This is a genomic window from Bradyrhizobium sp. UFLA01-814, from assembly GCF_046718885.1.
GTDB lineage: Bacteria > Pseudomonadota > Alphaproteobacteria > Rhizobiales > Xanthobacteraceae > Bradyrhizobium > Bradyrhizobium elkanii.
This window is the reverse complement of record NZ_JAQOSR010000098.1, coordinates 12,176-33,664: the sequence shown is the minus strand read 5'-3', so window position 1 is coordinate 33,664 and position 21,489 is coordinate 12,176. Positions and strand designations below refer to the sequence as shown.

The window sequence follows — 21,489 nt, the reverse complement described above, 5'->3', positions numbered from 1 at the left end:
CTGCGTACCCAGATGGACGAGCTCGGCGTCGTGCCCGATCACCGGATCCACGGTCTCTCCGAACTTCCCGCTCTGGTGTCTGCAAGGTCCTGAACATTATGAGTCTCGACTCCGTCCGCGCCTTCTTCGCCGAGAAGGCGCCCGAAATCTCCGTGATCGAATCCACCACGAGCTCCGCGACCGTCGTGCTGGCGGCGGAGGCCTACGGCGTCGAGCCGGCGCGGATCGCCAAGACGTTGAGCCTGCGGGTCGGCGACCGCGTGGTGCTGATCGTTGCCGCCGGGACGTCGCGGATGGACAACAAGAAGGTCAAGGCGGCGTTCGGCGGCAAGCCGAAGATGCTCGGCCTCGACGAGGTCGCCGACATCACCGGTCACGAGGTCGGCGGCGTCTGCCCGTTCGGGCTGAAGACGCCACTGCCGGTCTATTGCGACGTATCGCTGAAGGCATTCGATGTCGTGGTGCCGGCGGCGGGCTCGACCCACAGCGCGGTCCGCATCACGCCCGACAGGATGGCGGAGCTGACCGCAGCCGAATGGGTCGACGTCTGCGAAGTCAGACCCGAGAATTAGTCCTCATCGTCGAACGGTGGCCGCGATGGCGCCGGCTGCACCGGCTGTGGTGCACGCGGCCGCTGCTGCATCTGCGGCGCACGACCCTGCATTTGCGGCTGTTGGGCCCGCCCTTGTGTCTGCGGCTGTTGCGCGTTCGATTCGAACACGGCACGACAACTGTTGGAAAGTTGCGGCGTGTTCTGCCGCAGGCAAGCCACGATGCGCTGCACGTCGGGCACCTGGTCGCTGCAGAGCCGCCACACGTCCGGTGTGCACGCCATCTGCTGTTCCCAGGTTCCCCGATACTCCTCGGCGACCGCGGCCGTTGCCGTGGCAGCTCCGCCGATCGCTATGGCAAGGCTCAGGACGATCCGCTGCGATCGCATGTCGGGCTGCCGTAGTTCCAGATGTTGGCCCGCGCGCGCAAGTTCCCGCGCCGCGATTTGCTCCAAAGCTGCCCAATGAATGCGGCCAAGGATCGTTCACGCGGACAACTAAAAGTGAAGAGAGTTTGTCCCGGAGGGAGGGACCTATTCGACCTTGCCGATCTTTTTCACCGCCGCGATCAACCGCGCGCTGTCGTCTGCAACAAATTTTGAGAACGCCGGCGCGTCCATATAGGCGACCGGACTGCCTGCGGTTTCGAAGGTCTTGATCACCTCCGGCGCCTTCACGGCATCGGCCATCGCCGCGCGCAGCCGGTCCATGATCGGCATCGGCAGCGCTGACTGCGCGAACAGTCCCGCCCAGATGTAGAACTCGACGTCCTTGTAGCCGAGTTCCTTGAACGTCGGCAGATCGGGGAAGCTCGCGATCCGCTCGGCGCCCCAATTGGCGAGCACGCGCATCTTGCCGTCCTCGACCTGCTGCTTGAGCGTGCCCGGCGCCGACGCCAATGCCTGCACGGTGCCGGAAAGCAGCGCGGTGAGCGCCGGGCCTGCGCCGCGGAACGGCACGTGCAGCAGCTTTATCCCTGCGCTCGCCGCGAACATCTCCATCGCGACATGCAGCGTGCCGTACGGACCGGACGAGCCGTAGGGGATCTGTCCCGGGCGTTTCTTCGCGTCGTCGACGAATTCCTGCAGCGATGTCCACGGCGCCGAGGCCGGCACCGCCAGCAGCGTCGGATCGGCGAGCACGCGCGCGACCGGCGCGAACTGCGACACCTCATAGGCAACCGGACGATCGAACAGCCGGTCGGCCTCCGGCAGCACCGCGAGCGAGGACAGCGTCATCAGCAGCGTATAGCCGTCGGGCTCGGCGCGCGCGGCCTGTGCATTGCCGATCGATCCGCCTGCTCCGCCGGCGCGATTGTCGACGATCACGGGCTTGCCGAGGATGCGCTCCAGCGCGAGCGCCACCGGCCGTGCCGCAAGGTCGGCCTGGCCGCCGGCCGGAAACGGCACGATCATCGTGATGTTGCGGTTGGGATAGGCGCCTTGCGCAAACGCGGAGTTGGCGAGCGCAGTCTGCGCAAGCGGCAATGCGGCAGCGGCGCGCAGGAGTTCGCGGCGGTTCATCGAGAGTTTCTCCCCAGTCATCCTTCTTGGCGATCGCAGCCGATCGCAATGCCACGGTCATGGCCGCGGCTTGGTCGCATGGTGCAGGAGCGGGACGCGCATCTCAAGCGTCCCGCTGCCGCATCCGGTGCGGACTGACTAACGAAGAAGATCGAGACCAGCTGGGTCAGGTCCTAGCGGTTGACGGAATTAGGCCAAGTGGCAGTCGCAAAGGCGGTGCGCCCCCTCTCCCGCTTGCGGGGAGGGTTGGGGTGGGGGCTCTCTCCACGAGTCGTATCGTGGAGAGAGCCCCCACCCGTATCGCATCTCTGATGCGATACGACCTCCCCCGCAAGCGGGAGAGGTTCAGCAGTCTGCCGCGAGGCTGGTTCAGCCTGACTCCATCATGCACTAGCTAACGCTTGCGCGCCGCCTTGCGGGTCTTTCCGACCGACCGCTTGCTGGCCGCGCCGCGCTTGGTCGCGGTCTTCTTGCTGGCGGCCGCGCGTCGGACTGGAGCTGCTGCGGCCGGCCGCTTGCGTGCCGGCGCCTTCTTCGGCGCCTTCCGGGCCGTTTCCCTCGCAGCTTTCCTGGCGGCCTTCTTCGCTGCTTGCGGACGCGCGCGTCGCGCCGTTGTCGCGCTGCGGCGCCGCGTGCTGCTTCCTCCGATCGGAACGAGGTGGTCGTCGGCATCCAGCGTGAGCTGCTGGAGCGGGAACGCCGGCAGGAAGCTCGGGTCGTTGTAGAGCTTGCTCAAGCTATCCTGATCGAACTTGCCGCCCTGCCCGCGGTCCTCGCCCGCACCGGCGCGCCAGGCCGCTTCCCAGACCCGGGCCAGGGTCTTGGCACCGTCCTGCATGCAGGCCGCGGTGGCGTCCTTCAGCTTCGACCACAGCGCCTCGACCTGGCCGCTGCCCATATGCGAATTGAACAGGTTGACGATGGTCATCGGCGGCAGCCGCTTCACGGTCCGCTGCATCAGCGCGACCACGGCAACCGCGGCGTCGCGGCCGGTCGGCGTGCCGCCAGGGACAATCTCGGCAACGTCGCTGGTCCGGGCGTCAGGGATCATCTTGATGAGATCCTTGCCGTGCCGGCCGATCATCGTGGTCTCGTACACGCTGTGCACCTTGGCATGCGCCTTGTCGTTCGGATCGAGGCCATGGTGGAATTGCGAGATGTGCAGTGGCTGGCAGGCATCGCCGATGTAATGCGCGACAATGCCCGCGGCGCAGACGAACTCCAGCTTCTTGTTGGCGGCGGCGTACTCCACCATCTCGTCGAAAATCTGCCAGACCCGGAACGGCAGCGCGCCGCGCCGGTCCTCGCCGATCCCTTCGTAATAGTCGTTCCAGACCTTCGGATCGACGTTGCGCGTCGACTCCGCGCAAAGATCGAGCAGCGTCTTGCCGTCCCTGCCCGGCTTGTCCATGTCGGCGAAATGGTTGCTTTCGTCGGTGTGCCGGGTGAAGCGCCAGACCAGGTCGGCGACATCGGCCAGCGGCGAGAACGTGCCTCGCTGATGCGGCTTGAGGTCGGCAAGCAGCTTGTCGTCGAGGCCGATATTGTCGGAATTGGCGTCCATCATGGTGGCGAGCTTGGGCAGCTTCGCATCGATCAGACCGGTCGCGTAGGCGCCGATCTTGACGTGGCCCCATTCGCCCCAATACTCGGTGTGGCCGGCGTTCCAGTCGCCGATCAGTTCGACATCGAGCTCGCGGCACAGCGTCGCCATGCAGATGCCTAGCGCAACCTGCATCGGGACCTTGCCGCTCGATCCGAACAGTTCCTGGCCGCCCCATTCGAGCGCTAGGGGACTGAGGATCCGCGCGCCGCTGGCGTTCTTCTTGGCGTCCGGATCGTCGACAAACCAGACCGTGCCGGAGTCGCCCGGATAATTGTTGAGCGGCGTGTCGCCGTCGCGTGGGCCGACCACGAAATCGCTGACATATTCCATGCCGCCGACGGTCTTGTAGCGATAGAACAGGCCGAGGATCTTGCCCTTCATCAATCCGCTGGTCGCACCGAACGCGATCAGCGGCTGGTTGATGATGTCGAGGCGGAAGGTGCCGACATTGAGGTCGACGACGTCGCCGACCTGGCCGACGCCGTAGACCTGTGCGGTCCAGCCCTTGACGTCATCGACGCGGATCAAGCCGGCATCGAGATTGGCCACCACGCGCGAGCCGGGCCAGCCGGGATAGACCTCGCTGAAGGCGCGCTTGCCGAGTTGCAGCGCATCGCTGACGCCGAGGCGGCGGTCGGTGTTCTTGAAGCCGGCGAAGATCTCGCGGCCGGCGGCGCCGACCACGTGACGGTTGGACAGCGCAAACACCGTCTCGCCATTGGTGACGAGACAGCCGATCGAGCCACGGTGGATCTTGCCCTGGATCATGGTCTGCACCGGAAAGCCGCCGCCGACCAGATCGCTCTTGAACACCGGCGGATCGACGCTGCCGGGACTGCCCTCGTTCGGATCGACCTTGACGACGCAGGTGGGCACGACGCGACCGTCGGGCAGATACAGGAACGGAGGTACCAGCTGGTCCTGCTTCTCCGGATGGTTCTTCAGCTCGGAGCGCTTCATCCAGTCGCGGACGAAGACGAGGATGCAGGGCCACGACCAGTCCTTGACCGACGAATTGAACAGCGTGCGCGGACCGAGCGCCTGCGGTTTGGAGTGCGCCTTCCTTTCCGTCGCGTTGCGATCGTTGTCCCGGATCAGATAGCGCCCGATCGCCGTGGCGTAGACCGATTGCAGATGGGCGAGGTGCACGTGATACGCCTCGCGGGCATCGAGCAGGTCCTTGACCGACAATGACGTGAAATCATGCTTGGTCAGATCAATCATCTGGTTCCTCCGAAAATGCGCTTTGCGGCAACACCGGTTCAGGACGCAGAAATAGACGATCGCGGCGGCCCACGATCATGGGTTAGTTCACATAAGTTATACAATTTAAAAGGGATGACACGAATGTGACGGGCCGCACGGCGGTCGGCCGGTGCGCGTGCGGACGTCTGTTTCCGCTGAGCGCGGTGCTCTATTTCCGCTGGGCGCGCCCTTTGGCGAAATGCTTGGCCAGGAAATCCGCCAGCACCTCGACGCGGGCGGGACGCGGGCCGCCGGGCGGGGTGACGAGATGCACGGCACCCTCGGGCTGCTTCCAGCCTTTCAGGATCACCTCGACCTCGCCGCGCGCGATCGCGTCGCCGACGATGAAGTCGGGCAGATCGGCGATGCCGAGGCCGGCGAGCAGCGCGGGCATCACCGCCTCGCCATTGTTGACCCGGAGCTGGCCGGCGGGACGCACGCTCGCCTGTTCGCCCGACGCGTTGGTGTAGTGCCAGACGCCCTGGGTCGAGAGATAGGCGTAACCGAAGCATTTGTGCTCGGCGAGATGCATCGGATGGGTCGGCCGGCCGTGGCGCTTCAGATAAGACGGCGCCGCCACCGTGTAGCGCGGCATGCCGCACAGCCGCCGCGCGATCAGCGAGGAATCCGGCAGCCGCGCGATGCGCAGGCCGGCATCAAAGCCCTCGCCGATCAGATCGACCGTCGCGTCGCTCAAATGCAGGTCGATCGAAACCTCCGGATAGGCCTCCATGAATTCCGGCAGCAGCGGCGCCACCGTCTTGATGCCGAAACTCATCGGCACCGCGAGCCGCACCAGGCCGCGCGGCGTGGTCGATTGCGCCAGCGCCTCGTTTTCGGCGGCCTCGCCGTCGGCGAGCAGCCGCGCGGCGCGCTCCGACAATTTCTGGCCGGCATCGGTCAGCGCCAGCCGCCGCGAGGTGCGGTTGAACAGCCGGGCGCCGAGCCGCTCCTCCAGCCGGCTGACCGCCTTGGACACCGTCGCCTTGGACAGCGAGAGCTCGGTCGCGGCCGCCGCAAACGACCGTAATTCCACGACTTTTGCGAAGATCGCGAGCGCCTCGAAGTCCGGCAGTTTCGACATGGGCGGCTGTCCTGATTGCTCAATACTGGAAACAATGAGTTTCGATAGTTTCTATTTCTATACCACAGTCAAAGGCATATCCAAATGCCATCAAATTCAACCGATGGAGAAATCCAATGACCAAGAAGCTCTCAGGCAAGGTCGCCCTCGTTACCGGCGGTTCGCGCGGCATCGGCGCGGCCAGCGCCCGTGCACTCGCGGCGGAAGGCGCGAGCGTCGCGATCAGCTACGTCGCTTCTCCCGAGAAGGCCGAGGCCGTCGTCGCCGAGTTGAAGGGCAAGGGCGTCAAAGCCCGCGCCTACAAGGCCGACCAGGCCTCGTCATCCGATGTCGATCAGCTGGTGAAGACCGTCGCCAAGGATTTTGGCCGGCTCGACATCCTGGTCAATAACGCCGGTGTCGCATCGGGCGGCGCGGTCGACGATCCCAAGGCCGATACCGCGACGCTCGCCCGCCAGGAGGCGATCAACATCGACGGCGTGATCACCGCGATCCGCGCCGCCTCCAAGCTGATGGGCGAAGGCGGCCGCATCGTCACCGTCGGCTCCATGCTGGCGGATCGCGCCTCGTTCCCGGGCCTTGCCGACTACGTCGCCACCAAGGCGGCCGTCGTCGGCTACACCAAGGGCGCGGCGCGCGACCTCGGACCGCGCGGCATCACGGTGAACGTGGTGCAGCCCGGCTCGATCGACACCGACATGAACCCGAAGGACGGCGGCGAGTTTGCCGAGACGCAACGCCTGCAGCACGCACTGCAGCGCTTCGGCCGCCCCGAGGAAGTGGCAGCCGGCGTCGTGTTCCTGGCAAGCCCGGAAGCCTCATTCGTGACCGGCACCGTGCTCAACGTCGACGGCGGCTTCGGCGCCTGATCGAAAAATTTTCTGGAGACGCCGGGCGCAGTGCGCCCGGCCCGCTCCTCAAACATCGACAACAAGGGGAATGACCATGATCGAACTCAGACCATTCGCAGAGCTTGGCGGCGCCGACCACGGCTGGCTGAAGGCCAAGCACCACTTCTCGTTCGCGAGCTACTACGATCCCGACAATGTCAGCCACGGCGCGCTGCGTGTGTGGAACGACGACGAGATCGCGCCCAACTCCGGCTTCCCGGCGCATCCGCACGCCAACATGGAGATCATCACCTATGTTCGCGAAGGCGCGATCACGCACCAGGACTCGCTCGGCAACAAGGGACGCACCGAAGCCGGCGACGTGCAGGTGATGAGCGCCGGCAGCGGCATCCGTCACTCCGAGTACAATCTGGAGCCGGCGAAGACCAAGATCTTCCAGATCTGGATCGAGCCGACGACGAAGGGCGGCCACCCGACCTGGGGCTCCAAGCCGTTCCCGAAGGCGGACCGCTCCGGCAAGCTCGTCACCATCGCCTCGGGTATCGACGGCGACGACGACGCGCTGCCGATCCGCGCCAATGCGCGGGTGCTCGCCACCACGCTGAAGGCCGGCGAGAGCGCGGAATACGCCGCCGATAAGGCCCGTCACCTCTATCTGGTGCCGGCGGCCGGCAGCATCGAGGTCAACGGCGTGCGCGTCAATGCCCGCGACGGCGCCGCGATCCGCGATGAGGCCAAACTGAAGATCACCGCGCTCGAGGATGCCGAGCTCGTCCTCGTCGACGCGGCGTAAGTACCACATCCACACTTCGTCATGCCCGGGCAAAAGCGCGAAGCGCGTCTTTACGCAACCCGGGCATCCATCCCCTTCCGAAGAGTCTCTGAGAACGATGGATTGCCGGGTCAAGCCCGGCAATGACAGCCCCCCAAACCCAATTCCTCTCCCCCACCCAAAGGAGGCCATCATGGCCAAGGTTCTCGTTCTCTATTACTCCGCCTACGGTCACATCGAAGCCATGGCGAATGCCGTCGCGGAAGGTGCGCGCGAAGCCGGCGTCACCGTCGACATCAAGCGCGTGCCCGAGCTGGTGCCGGCCGAAGTCGCCAAGGCCTCGCACTACAAGCTCGACCAGGCCGCGCCGATCGCCAAGATTGACGATCTCGCCAACTACGATGCGATCATCGTCGGCACCGGCACCCGCTTCGGCCGCATGGCCTCACAGATGGCCAACTTCCTCGACCAGGCTGGCGGCCTCTGGGCCAAGGGCGCGCTGAACGGCAAGGTCGGCGGCGCCTTCACCTCGAGCGCGACCCAGCATGGCGGCCAGGAGACCACGCTGTTCTCGATCATCACCAACCTCCTGCATTTCGGCATGACGGTGGTCGGGCTGAACTATGGTTTTGCCGGACAGATGAGGCTCGACGAGGTCACCGGCGGCGCGCCCTACGGCGCCACCACGATCACCGGTGGCGACGGCAGCCGCCAGCCGAGCGAGAACGAACTCGCCGGCGCCCGCTATCAGGGCCGTGCGATCGCGGAGACCGCGAGGAAACTTCGCGGCTGAGCCGCATGGTGAAGCCAGTTGAGTTTCAAACCTCGGCCGGATTCTCGCGCAACAGGGCGGCACTCTCCTGACGATTGCCGCCCTATCCGCTGTTTTTGGAAGCGCCGGTTCCCGAAGTCATCGGGGCCACTTTCGTGGTATGCCGCAAGGCAGCTTGTCGGCGCAGCCCAGAGGTTTGTCATGACCAACACACAGAAGACCCGCTGGCCGGAACTGCCGACCGCGGCGTGGCGCGACAGCTGTGCCACGCTCCAGCTCTTCACCCAGATCGCCGGCAAGATCCGGCTGGCGAAGTCGCCCTGGCTCAATCACTCCTGGCACGTCACGCTCTATGTCACGGCGCGCGGGCTGACGACCTCGCCGATCCCCGACGGCGATCGCACGTTCCAGATCGACTTCGATTTCATCGATCACGTGCTCCGCATCTCAACCAGCGACGGCACCGAACGGCAATTCGCGCTGGCCGGTCAATCGGTCGCGAGCTTCTACGCGGCGGTCATGACCAATCTGAAGGACCTCGGCATCGACGTCGCCATTGACGAGATACCGAACGAAGTCGCCGACCCGATCCGCTTCTCGCAGGATACGCAGCATGCATCGTACGATGCGGATGCCGTGCGCCGGTTTCACCAGATCCTTGTGAACTGCGATCGCGTGTTCAAGCAATTCCGGACCGGCTTTCTCGGCAAGGCGAGCCCGGTGCATTTCTTCTGGGGCAGCTTCGATCTCGCGGTGACGCGGTTTTCCGGCAGAACCGCGCCGCGACATCCCGGCGGCGTGCCCCATTTGCCCGACGAGGTGGCGCACGAAGCCTATTCGCACGAGGTCAGCAGCGCCGGCTTCTGGCCAGGCGGCGGTGTGATCGATTATCCCGCATTCTATTCCTACGCCTATCCGGAGCCCGCGGGCTATCGCAGCACGCCGGTACGGCCCGACGCTGCGTTCTTCAGCGAGGCACTCGGCGAATTCATCCTGCCCTACGATGCCGTGCGAATGGCTGCAGACCCGGACAAGGCGCTGCTCGAATTCCTGCAATCGAGCTATGAGGCCGCGGCCATCAACGCGAACTGGGACCGTGCTGCGCTGGAATGCGCACCGGGCCAGCCGGGCGTGGTCCGAGGGATCTAGCTCCGGCGCGCAACGACGGCTCAATCCTGTTCGCGCGATGGCGCCGCCTTGCCGAGCGCCTGCATAAGTTAAATTTTCGTGTTACGTCTTTACCGCATCGTTGCTTGGCCGAGCTATCTTTCGGACGACGCCGCGCAACCCCGGCCGGCTCGAACACAACAGGCAGTATATTCGTGAGCGCCCCGCAACCCGTCACGATCCCGCGACAACCAACGCACGCTGACCGGTCATGACGCGGCCATCGATCCTTGCCCTCGCGGTCAGCGCGTCCATTCTGCTGTCGGTCGCCGCGCGGGCCTGTCCCGCCTTGATCGACGGCGTCCCGGCCGACCGGCTCCAGGCGCTGTCGCGCGGCGTCAACGCCGACGGCTGGATCGCCGATCCGCGGTCGGCGCCGCCCCGCGGCCTGCTGCTCGAGCTGCGCAAGGCCGGCATGTCCCACATCCGGCTGCCGGTGCCCGCCGACTTCGTCATGCCGCGCTTCGCCGCGAAAGCGGAGATCGACAGCCGCCTGCGCACCGTCGATGCGGCGCTCAAGACCTTGCTCGGCCTCGGCTATGCGGTGTCGATCGACCTGCATTCCGGCGAGCACTTCAACGCGCTGCACAAGGACGATCCCACCAGTGCGATGATCGAAATGAAGCGCGCCTGGACCGAGCTCGCACGGGTCATGCAGCGCTATCCGTCCGACCGTGTGTTTGCGGAACTGTTGAACGAGCCGGATGTCGAGGCCGCGCAATGGCAGGGCGAAGTCCGGGAGCTGGCCGGCTTCATTCGCGGCCTGCTGCCGCAGACCACGCTGGTCACCGGGCCGGTCAACTGGCAGCGCGCGGATTCGCTGCCGGATTTCACTCCGCTCGACGATCCGAATGTCGTCTATGCCATCCACTTCTACGATCCGATGGTGTTCACCCATCAGGCCCATTGGGATCCGAGTGAGCCGCTGCACGACGTCACCGGATTGCCTTATCCGGTCCGCGCCGACGATCCCAGGGTTCGACAGCTGCGGGAGCAGCTCACCGCACTGGACAAGCGCAAGGCACTCGCGATGGTGGACCGCGCCATTCCCGACCGCGGCATCGACAAATGGCTCGAGCCTGCCGCCGCCTGGCAACGGCAATATTCGCGGCCGATCATCATCAATGAATTCGGCGTGCTCAAGGCCGGCGCGCCGCGCGACAGCCGGCTGCGCTGGCTCGCCGGCGTTACGGCCTACGCCCGGCAACAGTGCTGGGGCTGGACCCATTGGGAGCTCTCGCAGGGCTTCGGCCTCGCCGACGCCGTCACCGGCAAGGTCGACCGCGATGCGCTGAGGGCCCTGCTCGGCACCCGCTGACCCATCTGGTTAACCGGTTCTTACACAATGAGCGGCTAGATCGACGATGCTGGTGTGGCACGCCCACACGTCCGGTCACGTTAGGTCAGAGCCTGTGCGAGCAGAGATAGCCCCGCGGCCGCTGTTGGCCGGCGATCTGATTCCTGCACTCGGCATCGCCGTGGCATCGATCGCATTCGCACCGATCATGCAGGCGGCCAACGCCGGGCTCGCGATCGTCGTCGAAAGCCTGATCGGCTGCGCCATCGTGCTCGCGGTGCCGGCCTACGCGCCGTCGATCGCCATCTTCATCATCTTCTTCCAGAATCTCTTCGTCTCGATTCTGTCGTCCTATATGACGACCGAGCAGGAGATGGATTTCGTCAAGGGCTACAATTTCCTGGTCTGCGCGGTGATGTGGCTGGTCACGCTGGCGCTCTATGCGCTGCACCAGCGGAAACATTCCGCCGAGATCGACCGGATCATGAAATGGGGGCTGATCACCCTCGCAACCGTGACGGCGTATTTCCTGCTTGGCGCCACGCAGGATTCGCACGCGGCCCTCGTCTATCTGCGCAACATCGCGCTGCCGCTGTTTCTGTTTCAGCTCTCGCTGCTGACGGCCGCAACCTTCGAGATCCGCATCACGCCCTTCCTGGTGACGGTTGCCGCGCTGCTGATCGTCTGCGGATATGTCGAACTGCTGTTCCGCGATTTCTGGCTCTCCATCACCAACGGCTACACGTTCTGGCATTTCGACGAGCTGAAGGCGACCCGTTCCGGATCCTGGGAAGCCGAGATGCGCGCAACCGGCAGGGTGCCGGTGGATCTGATCGATCGCTTCCGTTTCAGCTTTCTCAACAGCCCGTTGTTCGAGGACCTCGGCCTCTCGTCGTTGCTGCGCATCTTCGGACCGAATATGAGCCCGATCAGCTTCGGTTACGGGATCGCCCTCTCCATCCTGTTCCTGTTCGCGGTCGGATATCGCTGGCTGGCGCTGGCTGCGATCCCGCTGCTGATTTGCTGTAGCGTGAAAGGCGCGCTCATCCTGGTCATCTTCGTCGCCTTGGGCTGGACGGCAACCTGGCTGCTCGGCGCCACCATCACCCTTGCCGTGGCGCTGATCGGCCTCGTGCTGTACGCCATCGCGGCGATCTATATCGGACTCCAGATCGGCGACTTCCACGTGATCGGCTTCATGGGCGGATGGGACGGCTTTCGGCAGAATCCCATCGGCCGCGGACTTGGCGTCGGCGGCAACCTCTCCGAAGGTTACTTCTCGATCGACTGGAACGCCGCGCAGGCGGCCGGCACGATGGACGGCGCGGTGGAGAGCGCCGTCGGCGTGCTGCTCTACCAGATGGGGATCGGCTCGCTGGTGCCGCTCGGCTACTTCCTGGCGATGGCGCTGAAGGCCTGGCGGCTCTACGCCTCGTCGGGAATTCTCATCCAAGGGCTCGCCGCTTTCGGCACGATGGTCGTGCTGGTGAACGGCATCTTCCAGGAAGAGGCGCTGTTTGCGCCGCCGGCACTTGGGCTGTTGCTGTGCCTGACCGGGCTCGTGATCGGCCATCATCTGCGCACGCAAGGCGACGATCGGAAGGTCTCTACGACCGACAGTGCTCCTCAATAAGGAGGGGCCTCGTCGCAGTGCGACCGAGGCCCCGCTCAACCGACGCCGTCAGAGCGGCTTGATCTGCACCTTGCGGAACTTGACCACGCCCGAACCATACTGGAGCGCGATGTAGCCGTTGGCGTGCTTGGAGTCCTGGGCGTCGACGGTCTTCTGGCCGTTCAGCGTCACGACGAAATGCGGCCCTTGCGCCGTGATCTCGTAGACGTTCCACTTGCCGGCCGCCTTCGGCATCGGATCGACCTTGCCGACGTCGACAATCGCGCCGGTGCCGTAGGTCGGGTCCGGCCGCTTGTCGAAGATGTTGACCTCGTAGCAAACCTTGGAGTCGATCACCTTGTTGCCTTCGCAGCGGATGAAGATGCCGCTGTTGGCATCCTCGTCGGTCCAGAACTCGGCCCGGATCTGGAAATCCTTGTATTGGGTCTTGCTGACGAGATAGGAGAGATCCTTGCCGTCGAGCTTGTCGGCGACCAGCGCACCGTCCTTCATCGCCCAATTGGCCTTGCCGACCTCGTCCCAGTCACCCTTCTTGGAGCTGTCGAGCAGCGTGACCCAGCCGTCGTCCCCCGAGGCGGTGGTGGAAAATTGCAGCGCGGCCGCACCGATCACAAGTCCCGCCGCCAGTATCGACAGATGCTTCTTCAAGGTTATCCTCCCGTCTTTTGGTTGGCGCGCAACCTATCATCGTCTGCGGCGGCGTAAATGCTTTTTCATATTGCAACTGCGTTGTGTCACGGATCGTTGTCGCAATCCTGAGATCAGACATGCACGGACGCGTCTTGCCGGGCGGAAGCGAGGACGACTAGCATCGCGCGGCATACGGGCGCGGCAGTCGCCCGAGAAATCCGATCTGGGAGCATACCGATGACGGCATCGAACCGATCCTGGCGATACCTGATGATGCCGTTGGCTCTCGCCGCGACGCTGAGCGTCAGCTCCGCGGCCGAGCTCAATCCGGCCGCCGTCACCTACAAGCTGCCGGATCAGATTCCCTGGAGCCCGGTCGATGCGCGCGGCGCGCAGAATGCCGTCGTGGTCGGCGATCCCTCGAAGCCCGGCTTCTACATGGTCTACACCAAATGGACCAAGGGCAATCACTTCAGCCGTCCGCACTTCCATCCCAACGACCGCTACATCGTCGTGCTCAAGGGCACCTGGTGGGTCGGCTCGGGACCGAAATTCGATCCCGATCACGGCACCGTGGCGATGCCAGCCGGCAGCTTCGTCACCCATTTCGGCAAGCAGGTGCACTGGGACGGCGCCAAGGACGAGGATGCCGTGCTGCTGATCATGGGCGAAGGCCCGGCCACCGCGACCGAGGTCGAGCAGAAGTAGCCGGAACCGGCTAGCAACCTTTGCATCCACGCGGCGTTTCATCCCCTCATCATCATGACGAGGAGATGACGCATGGCAAACGCTGCCGACATTCGGGAACATATGGATGTGATCTCGTCGGACAAGAAAACGGTCGGCAAGGTCGACCACATGGAAGGCACCGACAAGATCAAGCTGACCAAGCAAAGCTCGCCTGACGGTCAGCACCATCACTTCATTCCGCTGTCCTGGGTCGACCATGTCGACCAGCACGTCCACCTCAACAAATCGGGCTCCGACGTGACGGCGCATTGGCAGCACGGCCGCCAATAGCCGCGTTGCGCGAGGTGGGAGCGATGCTATCATCCCGGCCCAAGGAAGGGCCTTCGATGCATCCCGCCGCCAAGCTACAATTTGCCCGCATCGTCGACGAGTTCGCGCGCTGGCGCGCCATTCCTGAACCGGAACGGCCGCCCGCGCCGGCCTGGTGGTGGGGGCCGGCATTCGAGATGCGCGATGCCGCCGATCCGCTGCCGCCCACCTGGAGCCGCCGGCTCCGCCTGCCTGACGGCGCGAGCTTCGCGGAAGCTGCCCTTCTGTTGCGCCAGACTTTGGCCGGCCAGGACATCCTGCCATGGCCCTATGATTTCTCGCGCAAGATCGCATCCACCGATTCCGACGTTCGCGACCTGCCCGTGCAGCCGTCAGACGACAGCGCGTTTCCGCCCTAGATCCGGCCCGGCCTCGCTGGTCGCCTCGCCATCCAGCGACGGCTGCAACGGCGGCGACGCCTCTGCCTGCGACGGCTTCAACAATTCGGCGAGATCGCGCGGCGGCAGCGGCCGGCTGAACAGGAAGCCCTGCATCTCGTCGCAGGCGTGGGCGCGCAGGAATTCCTGCTGCTCGGAGGTCTCGACACCCTCGGCGACGATGGTCATGCCGAGCGCCTTGCCCATCGAAATGATCGCCTGCGCGATCGCGACGTCCTCGGAATCGTTGGGCAGGTCGCGCACGAAGGAGCGATCGATCTTGATGGTGTCGATCGGGAACTGCTTCATCAGCGACATCGACGAATAGCCGGTGCCGAAATCGTCGATCGCGAGCCGAATGCCGCGATTCTGGATCGCGTCGAGCACGCGCACCGCGCGCGTCACGTTGCGCATCACCATGCTCTCGGTGACCTCGAGCTGCAGCAGCGCCGGTGACATGCCGCTCTGCTCCAGCGCTGCGTCGATGTCGTCGAGCAGATTCGGATCGCCGAACTGCCGCGGTGAAAGGTTGACCGCCATCGTCACGGCCCTGAGGCCGCGGCGCTGCCACGCCATGTTCTGCGCGCAGGCTTCCTTCAGCACCCAGCGGCCGATCGGCACGATCAGGCCGATCTCCTCGGCGAGCGGAATGAACTGCCCCGGCGATACCTTGCCGAGCTCCGGATGGGTCCAGCGCAGCAGCGCCTCGACGCCGCTGATCGCTCCGCTCGCCATGTCGACCTTGGGCTGATAGTCGAGCGAGAACTGGTTGCGCTCCAGCGCGCGGCGCAATGCGCTCTCCAGCGTCAAGCGCTCGATCGACTGCGCCCTGATCTCGTTGGAGAAGAAGCGGAAACCGTTCTTGCCGTCTTCCTTGGCGAGATACATCGCCATGTCGGCATTCTTGGTCAGCGTCTGCACGTCCGAGCCATCGGTCGGATACATCGCGATGCCGATCGAAGCCGTGGTGTGGCACTCATGCCCGCTGATCGTCAGCGGCTGGCTGAGCGAGATCAGCAGATCGCCGGCGATGCGCTCGACGTCGTCGCGTTCGGCGGTCTCCTCGAGGATGACCACGAACTCGTCGCCACCGAGCCGCGCCACCACGTCGCTCGCGCGCAACGATCCTTGCAGCCGCTCGGCGATCGCCACCAGCAGCATGTCGCCGGCGTCGTGGCCGAGCGAGTCGTTGATCACCTTGAAGCGGTCGAGATCGATGAACAGCACCGCAAGCTGCCGGCGATGGCGATCCGCCGCCGAGATCGCGTGATGCAGCATCTCGTTGAACGTCTCGCGGTTGGGCAGATTGGTCAGGCTGTCGTGCGACGCGAGATATTCGATGCGCTCGTCGGCCTTGTGCTTCTCATCGGCGCGATCGAAGCTCTCGAGCGCGAACGCCAGATTGTCGGCGAGGCGCTGCAGCAACTCGGCGAACTCCGGCGTGAAGGTGTCCTTGTCGAGCGCGACGAAAATCATGACCCCGACCACCCGCCCGCTGACAACAAGCGGAAACGAGGCGCTGGACTGCGTTCCATCGAGCCGGGCGCGCTCATGGAAGGCGGCGGTCTCGGCATCGGCAAAATAGTCGTTGATGATGCACGCCTTGCCCGAGCGGAACGCCCGGCCGCAGGCGCCGCGGCCCTCGGGGTGCGCCTCGCTGGTGGAGAGCGTCACCTGGCGCGCGCCCTCCGCCGCCGGTCCCGCAATCGCGACGATCCGCAGATAGTCGCTTCCGGTCTGCGCCAGCGCGATCGTGGTCGAGGTGAACTTGCCGCCGGTTGCCGCCGCGCAGACCAGCCGATACAATTCGGCGCGGGACTTCGCCCGCATGATCGCCTCATTGGTCGCGCTCAGCGCCGCGAACATCCGCGACAGCCGCTCCTTCTGCTCGTCGTCCCGCGCCTTCTCGTCGGCGCGGTCGAAATTGGCCAGCGCAAACGAGACGTTCTCGGCAAGCCGCTGCAACAGCGCCATCATCTCCGGGCTGAAGGTGCCGAACTCGCTTGAGAGAAACACCAGCGCGCCGATCGCCTCGCCGTTCTTGAGCAGCGGCAGGGCTGCGCCCGATTTGCTGCCGCTGTCGCGCACGGCCGGATAGACGTGCGAATCGGAGCCGAAATCGCTGAGATAGTCGTTGCTGATGCAGGGCCTGCGCGTGCGGATCGCAACGCCGGTCAGCGTCTGTCCCTCCGGCCGCGTCGCGTCGGCCGACAGCTGAACCTCGCGGGCCCGCACCCGGTCGGGGCCCGAGGCGGCCACATTGTCCAGGAAGACCTCGCCGGGGCGCACCAGCCTGATCGTGGCCGAGACGAACTGGCCGCCGACCGCCGCGGCATCGCAGACCAGATCGAACAGTTCGCTGCGGGATTTCGCCCGCATGATCGCCTCGTTGGTCGCGCTCAGCGCCGCGAACATCCGCCGCAGCCGCTCCTTCTGCTCCTCGGTACGTGCCTTCTCGTCGGCACGGTCGAAGCTGCCCAGCGCGTAGGAGACGTTGTCGGCGAGCCGCTGCAGCAGCTCGGCGAATTCAGCCGAGAAGGTGTTGCGCTTGGCGGAGATGAACAGCATCACGCCGACCGGCTCGTCGTCGACGATCAGCGGAAAAGCCGCGCCCGATCGCGCATCCTCGCGGTCGATGACGTCGCGGAACGGGTTGCCGGCAACGTCGCCCAGAAAATCGTTGTTGATGCAGGCGCGCCGCGAGCGGAACGCCCGGCCGCAGACGCCGCGCCCTTCGGGGCGCGCCTCGCTGCGCGAGACGTTGAGGCGGCGCGCATTTGCCGCGGTAGGCCCTGCGACCGCCATCATCTCCAGGAAGTCGTCGCCGGGCTTCGCGATCAGGATGCTGGTGGAGTTGAACCCGCCGCCATGCGCCGCGGCCGCGCAGACCAGCTCGAACATCTCGAGCCGCGACCTCGCGCGCATGATCGCCTCATTGGTCGCGCTCAGCGCCGCGAACATCCGCGACAGCCGCTCGCGTTCGGCGTCGGCCTTGGCCTTTTCGGTGGCACGGCCGAAATTGTCGAGCGCGACCGAGACATTCTCGGCGATCCCCGCGAGCAGCGCGATGATCTCCTCGTCACGCGCCCAGGAATTGCCGGTGAAGAAGATCAGGACGCCGACGCTCTTGCCGAACCGGGTGAGCGGCAGCGCGACGCAGGCCATCAGGCCGCTACCGCCGATCGGCTCATGCGACGGGCTCATCGATATCGGGATGTCGTGCTCGACGCAGGGCCGCTGGGTCCGGAACGCCTCGCCGCAAATCCCCTTGCCGTAGACGTTGTCCGGATCGGTCGAGAAGCGCGTCTGCGTGATCAGGTCGAGCGCCTCGCCGGTGCCGGCGACGGGCTCGAACCAGTGCGTGTCTGGTTCGGCCAGCAGCACCACCGTGGCGAAGGACTTTCCGCTGAACACCGCGGCATCGCAGACCCGCTGATAGAGATCGTGCTCGGTCTTGGCGCGAAGGATCGCCTCGTTGGTTGCGCTGATGGCACCGAACATGCGGTTCAGCCGGCGCATCGCGCGCTCGCCGCTCTTGCGCGACGCTTCGTGGTCGAAATTGTCGAGCGCAAAGGACACGTTCGCGGCCATGCGCTCCAGCAGCGAAACGATCTCGTCGCCGAGCGACTGGGCCTCGCGCCGCGTCACCATGAAGACGCCGACGCTGCGCCGGTTGCAGACCAGCGGCAGGGCCGCCGCCGCGCCGACGCCGGCCGCCGCGGCACCGCTGCGCCAGGCGACCGAACGGGCGTCGTTGACATAATCGTTGGCGACGCAGGCGTTCTGATCGCGGAACGCCCGGCCGGCGACGCCTTCTCCCTCCGGCGTATTGGCGATCGCGGAAATGGTGATGCTGCGTAGTCGTGCGACATCGTCGCCGTAGCCAGCCGCGAACCTCAAGAGACCGGTATCCGGCTCCAGCAAAAACACGGTCGCGGCCAGGAAGCTCCCGCTCGAGAACGCGGCTTCGCAGACCTTGCCGTACAATTCTTCTGGTGATTTCGCGTACAGAATCGCTTCGTTGGTGGCACTCAACGCCGCGAATGTACGCCCGATGCTCGACTGCACGATTCCTGAAGGCCCCGGGGCCAACCCCTCCAATCTGGCGGGGAACATTGCCCGCGATAGGCCTAAGTGGTGGTTAGCGTATCCGGCAAGTTACACGACAAAGTAAACGGCTGACGAATGCCGGCGGCGGTTTTCCGGGATATTACGGACGCCGGTGTGCCAGCCTGAGGCGGAGGGCCGTAATGCCGGGATCTGCGCCCTGCCGGCGCCGCCGGAGCAGCCAAATTCCGCATCGCGACCGCGCCCGTTCCACTCCGTGAAATCGCGGCGGCGAGCACCCTGCTGGCGGTATGGCCGCCCGGATTTTCTGCCCTTGCTCGCCCTGCTGCGCTTTGAGAGCATGATGCCGACAACAGCAAGCAAGACCCGCGCAGCACGCGGGCCGACCACGAGGAAAATCCCATGCCGATCGTCCAGGCCGACCGTCTCACGCGCATCGGCGCGGCACTCCTTAGGGGTGCCGGCGCATCGGAGGAGGAGGCGAACGCCGTCGCCTCCGGCTGCGTCAATGCCAACCTCGCCGGCCACGACTCCCACGGCGTGATCGCGATCCCGACCTATATCGACCGCATCAAGGCCGGCCACATTGTGCCCGGCGCGAAATGGACCGTCGTGCAGGAGACGCCGACCACGACCGTGATCGACGGTCATTGGAGCTTCGGATTCCACGTCAACGCCAAGGCGATGGAGATGACCATCAACAAGGCGAAGACCGCCAATGTCGCGGCCTGCACCGTGTTCCGGCAGAGCCATGTCGGACGGCTCGCGCATTACCCGATGATGGCGATGCGCGAAGGCATGATCGGGATTGCGGCCGCCGATTCCGGCCGTTCGCCGAAACATGTGGCGCCGTTCGGCGGCCGCGAGGCCCGGCTCGGCACCAACCCGCTCTCGATCGCGGTGCCTTCCGACCTCGAGGCGCCGTTCTACCTCGATATGGCGACCTCGGCGGTCGCCGCCGGCAAGATCCAGCTCGCGGTGGCTCGTGGTGAGGCGATCCCGAAGGGCTGGATTATCGATGCCGACGGACGCGACACCACCGACCCTGCGGACTATCGCAAGGGCGGCGCGCTGCTGCCGCTCGGCGGCAGCGAAGGCTACAAGGGCTCGGGCCTTGCCGCGATGGTCGAGGTGCTGTGCGGCCTGCTGACCGGGCTCGGCTTCGGCGTCGAGCCGACCGGCCGTCACAACGACGGCTGCTTCATGGCGGTGTTCAACGTCGCCGCATTCCGCCCGCTCAAGGATTTCAGGAAGGAGGTCGCCGACTTCGCCCGCTATTTGAAATCGACGCCGCCCTCGGAAGGGAGCCGCGGCGTGTTCTATCCGGGCGAGATCGAACATTTGCGCGAGCAGCAGCGGCGCAAGGACGGCATCGAGATCGAGGATGCGACCTGGGACAAGCTCAAGGCGCTCGCCGTCGATTACAAGCTCACCGACCAGCTCGACCTTCGCTGATAGTTCCGGACACAGGAGAACGACATGACACGGCAAATGGCGCTGGTTGGCTTTTTGCAGGCGCAGAACTGCACCAACCTGCCGGGCTCCTGGCGCCACCCGGAGTCGCGCGACGATTCGATGTCGGCGGACTACTATCAGGAGATCGCGCGCATTCTGGAGCGCGGCAAGTTCCACATGGCGTTCTTCGACGATCGTCTCGCAATGCCCGATCGCTACGGCAACGATCACGCCCACACCGTCGAATACGGCATCCGCTGCGTGAAGATGGACCCGATCGTGGTGCTGACCACGATGGGCATGGTCACCACCAAGCTCGGCCTCGCCTCGACCGCCTCCACCACCTATTTCGAGCCGTTCGACGTCGCCCGCCGCTTCGCCACGCTCGACCTGATGACGGGTGGCCGCGCCGCCTGGAACGTGGTGACCTCGGTCAATGACGGCGAAGCGCTCAACATGGGCCGCGAGCAGCATCTCGAGCACGATCACCGCTATGACCGCGCCGACGAGTTCATGGAGGTGGTGCTAGGGCACTGGGACGCCTGGGAAGACGGTTCGCTGGTGATCGACAAGAAGAGCGGCCGCTTCGCCGATCCGACCAAGGTGAAGCGGCTCGACCACAAGGGCACATTCTTCACCTCGCGCGGCCCGTTCACGGTGCCGCGCTCGCCGCAGGGCCATCCCGTCGTGATCCAGGCCGGCGCTTCCGGCCGCGGCCAGCGCTTTGCCGGGCGCTGGGGCGAGGTGATCTTCACCGCGGCACGCAACCTCGCCAATGCCAAGCAGGGCTATGACGCGATCCGGGGCGAAGCCGCCAAGGCCGGGCGCGATCCCGACCAGATGTTCCTCTGCAATTTGATCACCCCGGTCACCGGCGCGACCAAGGCCGAGGCCGAGGACCGGATGGCGGTGATCCAGAAGCTGCCGCTCGAGATCGACGCGCTGTCGCTGCTCGCCGAAGGCCTCAACTTCGATTTCGGCGCCAAACCGATCGACGAGCCGCTGACATCAGAGGAGCTGCAGGGCATGCAAGGCATGCTCGGCATCCGCGACGGCGTGCTGCGCACCTCCGGCAAGAGCAATCCCTCGACCCGCGACTTCATCACTTTCTCCGGCCGCGGCCAGGTGCAGGACGCGATGGTCGGCGGCCCGAAGGAGATCGCCGACCGGCTGGAGGAGATGTTCGAGGGTCGCGGCTGCGACGGCTTCGTCGTCGCGGCAAGCTACGTGCCGGGCTCCTATGCCGACTTCGTCGACCACGTGGTGCCCGAGTTGCAGAAGCGCGGGCTGTTCCACAAGGACTACGCCGGCACGACGCTGCGCGAAAATCTCGGGCTCAAGCGCCCGGCCGCGGGCGCCTGGAAGACCCGCGCGCAGGCCGCGGAATAGAGGGACATCA

The 21,489-nt window shown here is 65.4% G+C and carries 18 protein-coding genes; 12 read left to right on the top strand and 6 right to left on the bottom strand.

Translation table 11 applies throughout. The features are described 5' to 3' along the window. Window positions 1-98: 98 nt before the first annotated feature. Window positions 99-572 (top strand): YbaK/EbsC family protein, encoded by a 474-nt coding sequence (locus tag PMN64_RS26650; protein ID WP_028341121.1) that lies wholly within the window; start codon window positions 99-101, stop codon window positions 570-572. Here PMN64_RS26650 and PMN64_RS26645 read toward each other — a convergent pair. The 4 genes from PMN64_RS26645 to PMN64_RS26630 all read right to left on the bottom strand — a co-directional run bounded on the left by PMN64_RS26645 (window position 569) and on the right by PMN64_RS26630 (window position 6,009). Continuing rightward, window positions 569-940, bottom strand: a complete 372-nt coding sequence (locus PMN64_RS26645; protein WP_196238169.1) for a hypothetical protein — start codon at window positions 938-940, stop codon at window positions 569-571. The two genes, PMN64_RS26650 and PMN64_RS26645, sit on opposite strands and share 4 nt — an antisense overlap. A 144-nt stretch (window positions 941-1,084) precedes the next feature. Beyond that, window positions 1,085-2,074: a tripartite tricarboxylate transporter substrate binding protein gene (locus PMN64_RS26640; RefSeq protein ID WP_028341123.1), complete on the bottom strand. Its 990-nt coding sequence runs from the start codon at window positions 2,072-2,074 to the stop codon at window positions 1,085-1,087. 394 nt (window positions 2,075-2,468) lie between these two features. Further along, complete coding sequence (locus PMN64_RS26635) at window positions 2,469-4,904, bottom strand: hypothetical protein (RefSeq protein WP_304498722.1); 2,436 nt, start codon at window positions 4,902-4,904, stop codon at window positions 2,469-2,471. Between the two features lie 190 nt (window positions 4,905-5,094). Beyond that, window positions 5,095-6,009, bottom strand: a complete 915-nt coding sequence (locus tag PMN64_RS26630; RefSeq protein ID WP_016846155.1) for a LysR family transcriptional regulator — start codon at window positions 6,007-6,009, stop codon at window positions 5,095-5,097. A gap of 116 nt (window positions 6,010-6,125) precedes the next feature. On the opposite strand from PMN64_RS26630, the gene PMN64_RS26625 reads away from it, so the two are divergent. From PMN64_RS26625 to PMN64_RS26600, 6 genes are all read left to right on the top strand, one after another. Then, complete coding sequence (locus tag PMN64_RS26625) at window positions 6,126-6,878, top strand: SDR family NAD(P)-dependent oxidoreductase (RefSeq protein WP_028341124.1); 753 nt, start codon at window positions 6,126-6,128, stop codon at window positions 6,876-6,878. 76 nt (window positions 6,879-6,954) lie between these two features. Then, window positions 6,955-7,653, top strand: coding sequence for a pirin family protein (locus PMN64_RS26620; RefSeq protein WP_411782774.1), 699 nt, complete (start codon window positions 6,955-6,957; stop codon window positions 7,651-7,653). 172 nt (window positions 7,654-7,825) lie between these two features. After that, the gene (gene wrbA, locus PMN64_RS26615) at window positions 7,826-8,425 is read left to right on the top strand and encodes an NAD(P)H:quinone oxidoreductase (protein WP_028341126.1); all 600 of its coding nucleotides are present in this window, start codon (window positions 7,826-7,828) and stop codon (window positions 8,423-8,425) included. Between the two features lie 180 nt (window positions 8,426-8,605). Further along, entirely contained in the window at window positions 8,606-9,553 is a 948-nt protein-coding gene (locus PMN64_RS26610) for a DUF5996 family protein (protein ID WP_411782773.1), read from the top strand. A gap of 229 nt (window positions 9,554-9,782) precedes the next feature. Beyond that, window positions 9,783-10,889 carry a glycoside hydrolase family 5 protein gene (locus tag PMN64_RS26605; RefSeq protein ID WP_411782772.1) on the top strand — a complete coding sequence of 369 codons (1,107 nt, stop codon included), beginning with the start codon at window positions 9,783-9,785 and terminating at the stop codon, window positions 10,887-10,889. 124 nt (window positions 10,890-11,013) lie between these two features. Continuing rightward, a complete protein-coding gene (locus PMN64_RS26600) occupies window positions 11,014-12,501 on the top strand; it encodes a hypothetical protein (RefSeq protein ID WP_411782771.1) in 1,488 nt (495 codons plus the stop codon). A 48-nt stretch (window positions 12,502-12,549) separates the two neighbouring features. Here the strand turns inward: PMN64_RS26600 and PMN64_RS26595 are convergent, their stop codons facing one another. Continuing rightward, window positions 12,550-13,149, bottom strand: coding sequence for a DUF1080 domain-containing protein (locus PMN64_RS26595; protein ID WP_304498717.1), 600 nt, complete (start codon window positions 13,147-13,149; stop codon window positions 12,550-12,552). Between the two features lie 219 nt (window positions 13,150-13,368). Between PMN64_RS26595 and PMN64_RS26590 the strand changes: the two genes are divergently transcribed. The 3 genes from PMN64_RS26590 (at window position 13,369) to PMN64_RS26580 (ending at window position 14,549) form a co-directional block, all read left to right on the top strand. Then, entirely contained in the window at window positions 13,369-13,839 is a 471-nt protein-coding gene (locus PMN64_RS26590; RefSeq protein ID WP_342709358.1) for a cupin domain-containing protein, read from the top strand. 72 nt (window positions 13,840-13,911) lie between these two features. Beyond that, complete coding sequence (locus tag PMN64_RS26585) at window positions 13,912-14,151, top strand: DUF2171 domain-containing protein (RefSeq protein WP_016846164.1); 240 nt, start codon at window positions 13,912-13,914, stop codon at window positions 14,149-14,151. 56 nt (window positions 14,152-14,207) lie between these two features. Beyond that, on the top strand, window positions 14,208-14,549 hold the full coding sequence (locus tag PMN64_RS26580) for a hypothetical protein (RefSeq protein ID WP_304498715.1): 342 nt from the start codon (window positions 14,208-14,210) through the stop codon (window positions 14,547-14,549). Here the strand turns inward: PMN64_RS26580 and PMN64_RS26575 are convergent. Next, complete coding sequence (locus tag PMN64_RS26575) at window positions 14,523-18,635, bottom strand: GAF domain-containing protein (RefSeq protein WP_411782770.1); 4,113 nt, start codon at window positions 18,633-18,635, stop codon at window positions 14,523-14,525. The two genes, PMN64_RS26580 and PMN64_RS26575, sit on opposite strands and share 27 nt — an antisense overlap. Before the next feature lie 402 nt (window positions 18,636-19,037). Between PMN64_RS26575 and PMN64_RS26570 the strand changes: the two genes are divergently transcribed. Both PMN64_RS26570 and PMN64_RS26565 read left to right on the top strand, forming a co-directional pair. Then, entirely contained in the window at window positions 19,038-20,090 is a 1,053-nt protein-coding gene (locus tag PMN64_RS26570) for an Ldh family oxidoreductase (protein WP_411782769.1), read from the top strand. A 24-nt stretch (window positions 20,091-20,114) separates the two neighbouring features. Then, a complete protein-coding gene (locus PMN64_RS26565) occupies window positions 20,115-21,479 on the top strand; it encodes an LLM class flavin-dependent oxidoreductase (protein WP_411782768.1) in 1,365 nt (454 codons plus the stop codon). Window positions 21,480-21,489: the final 10 nt, after the last annotated feature.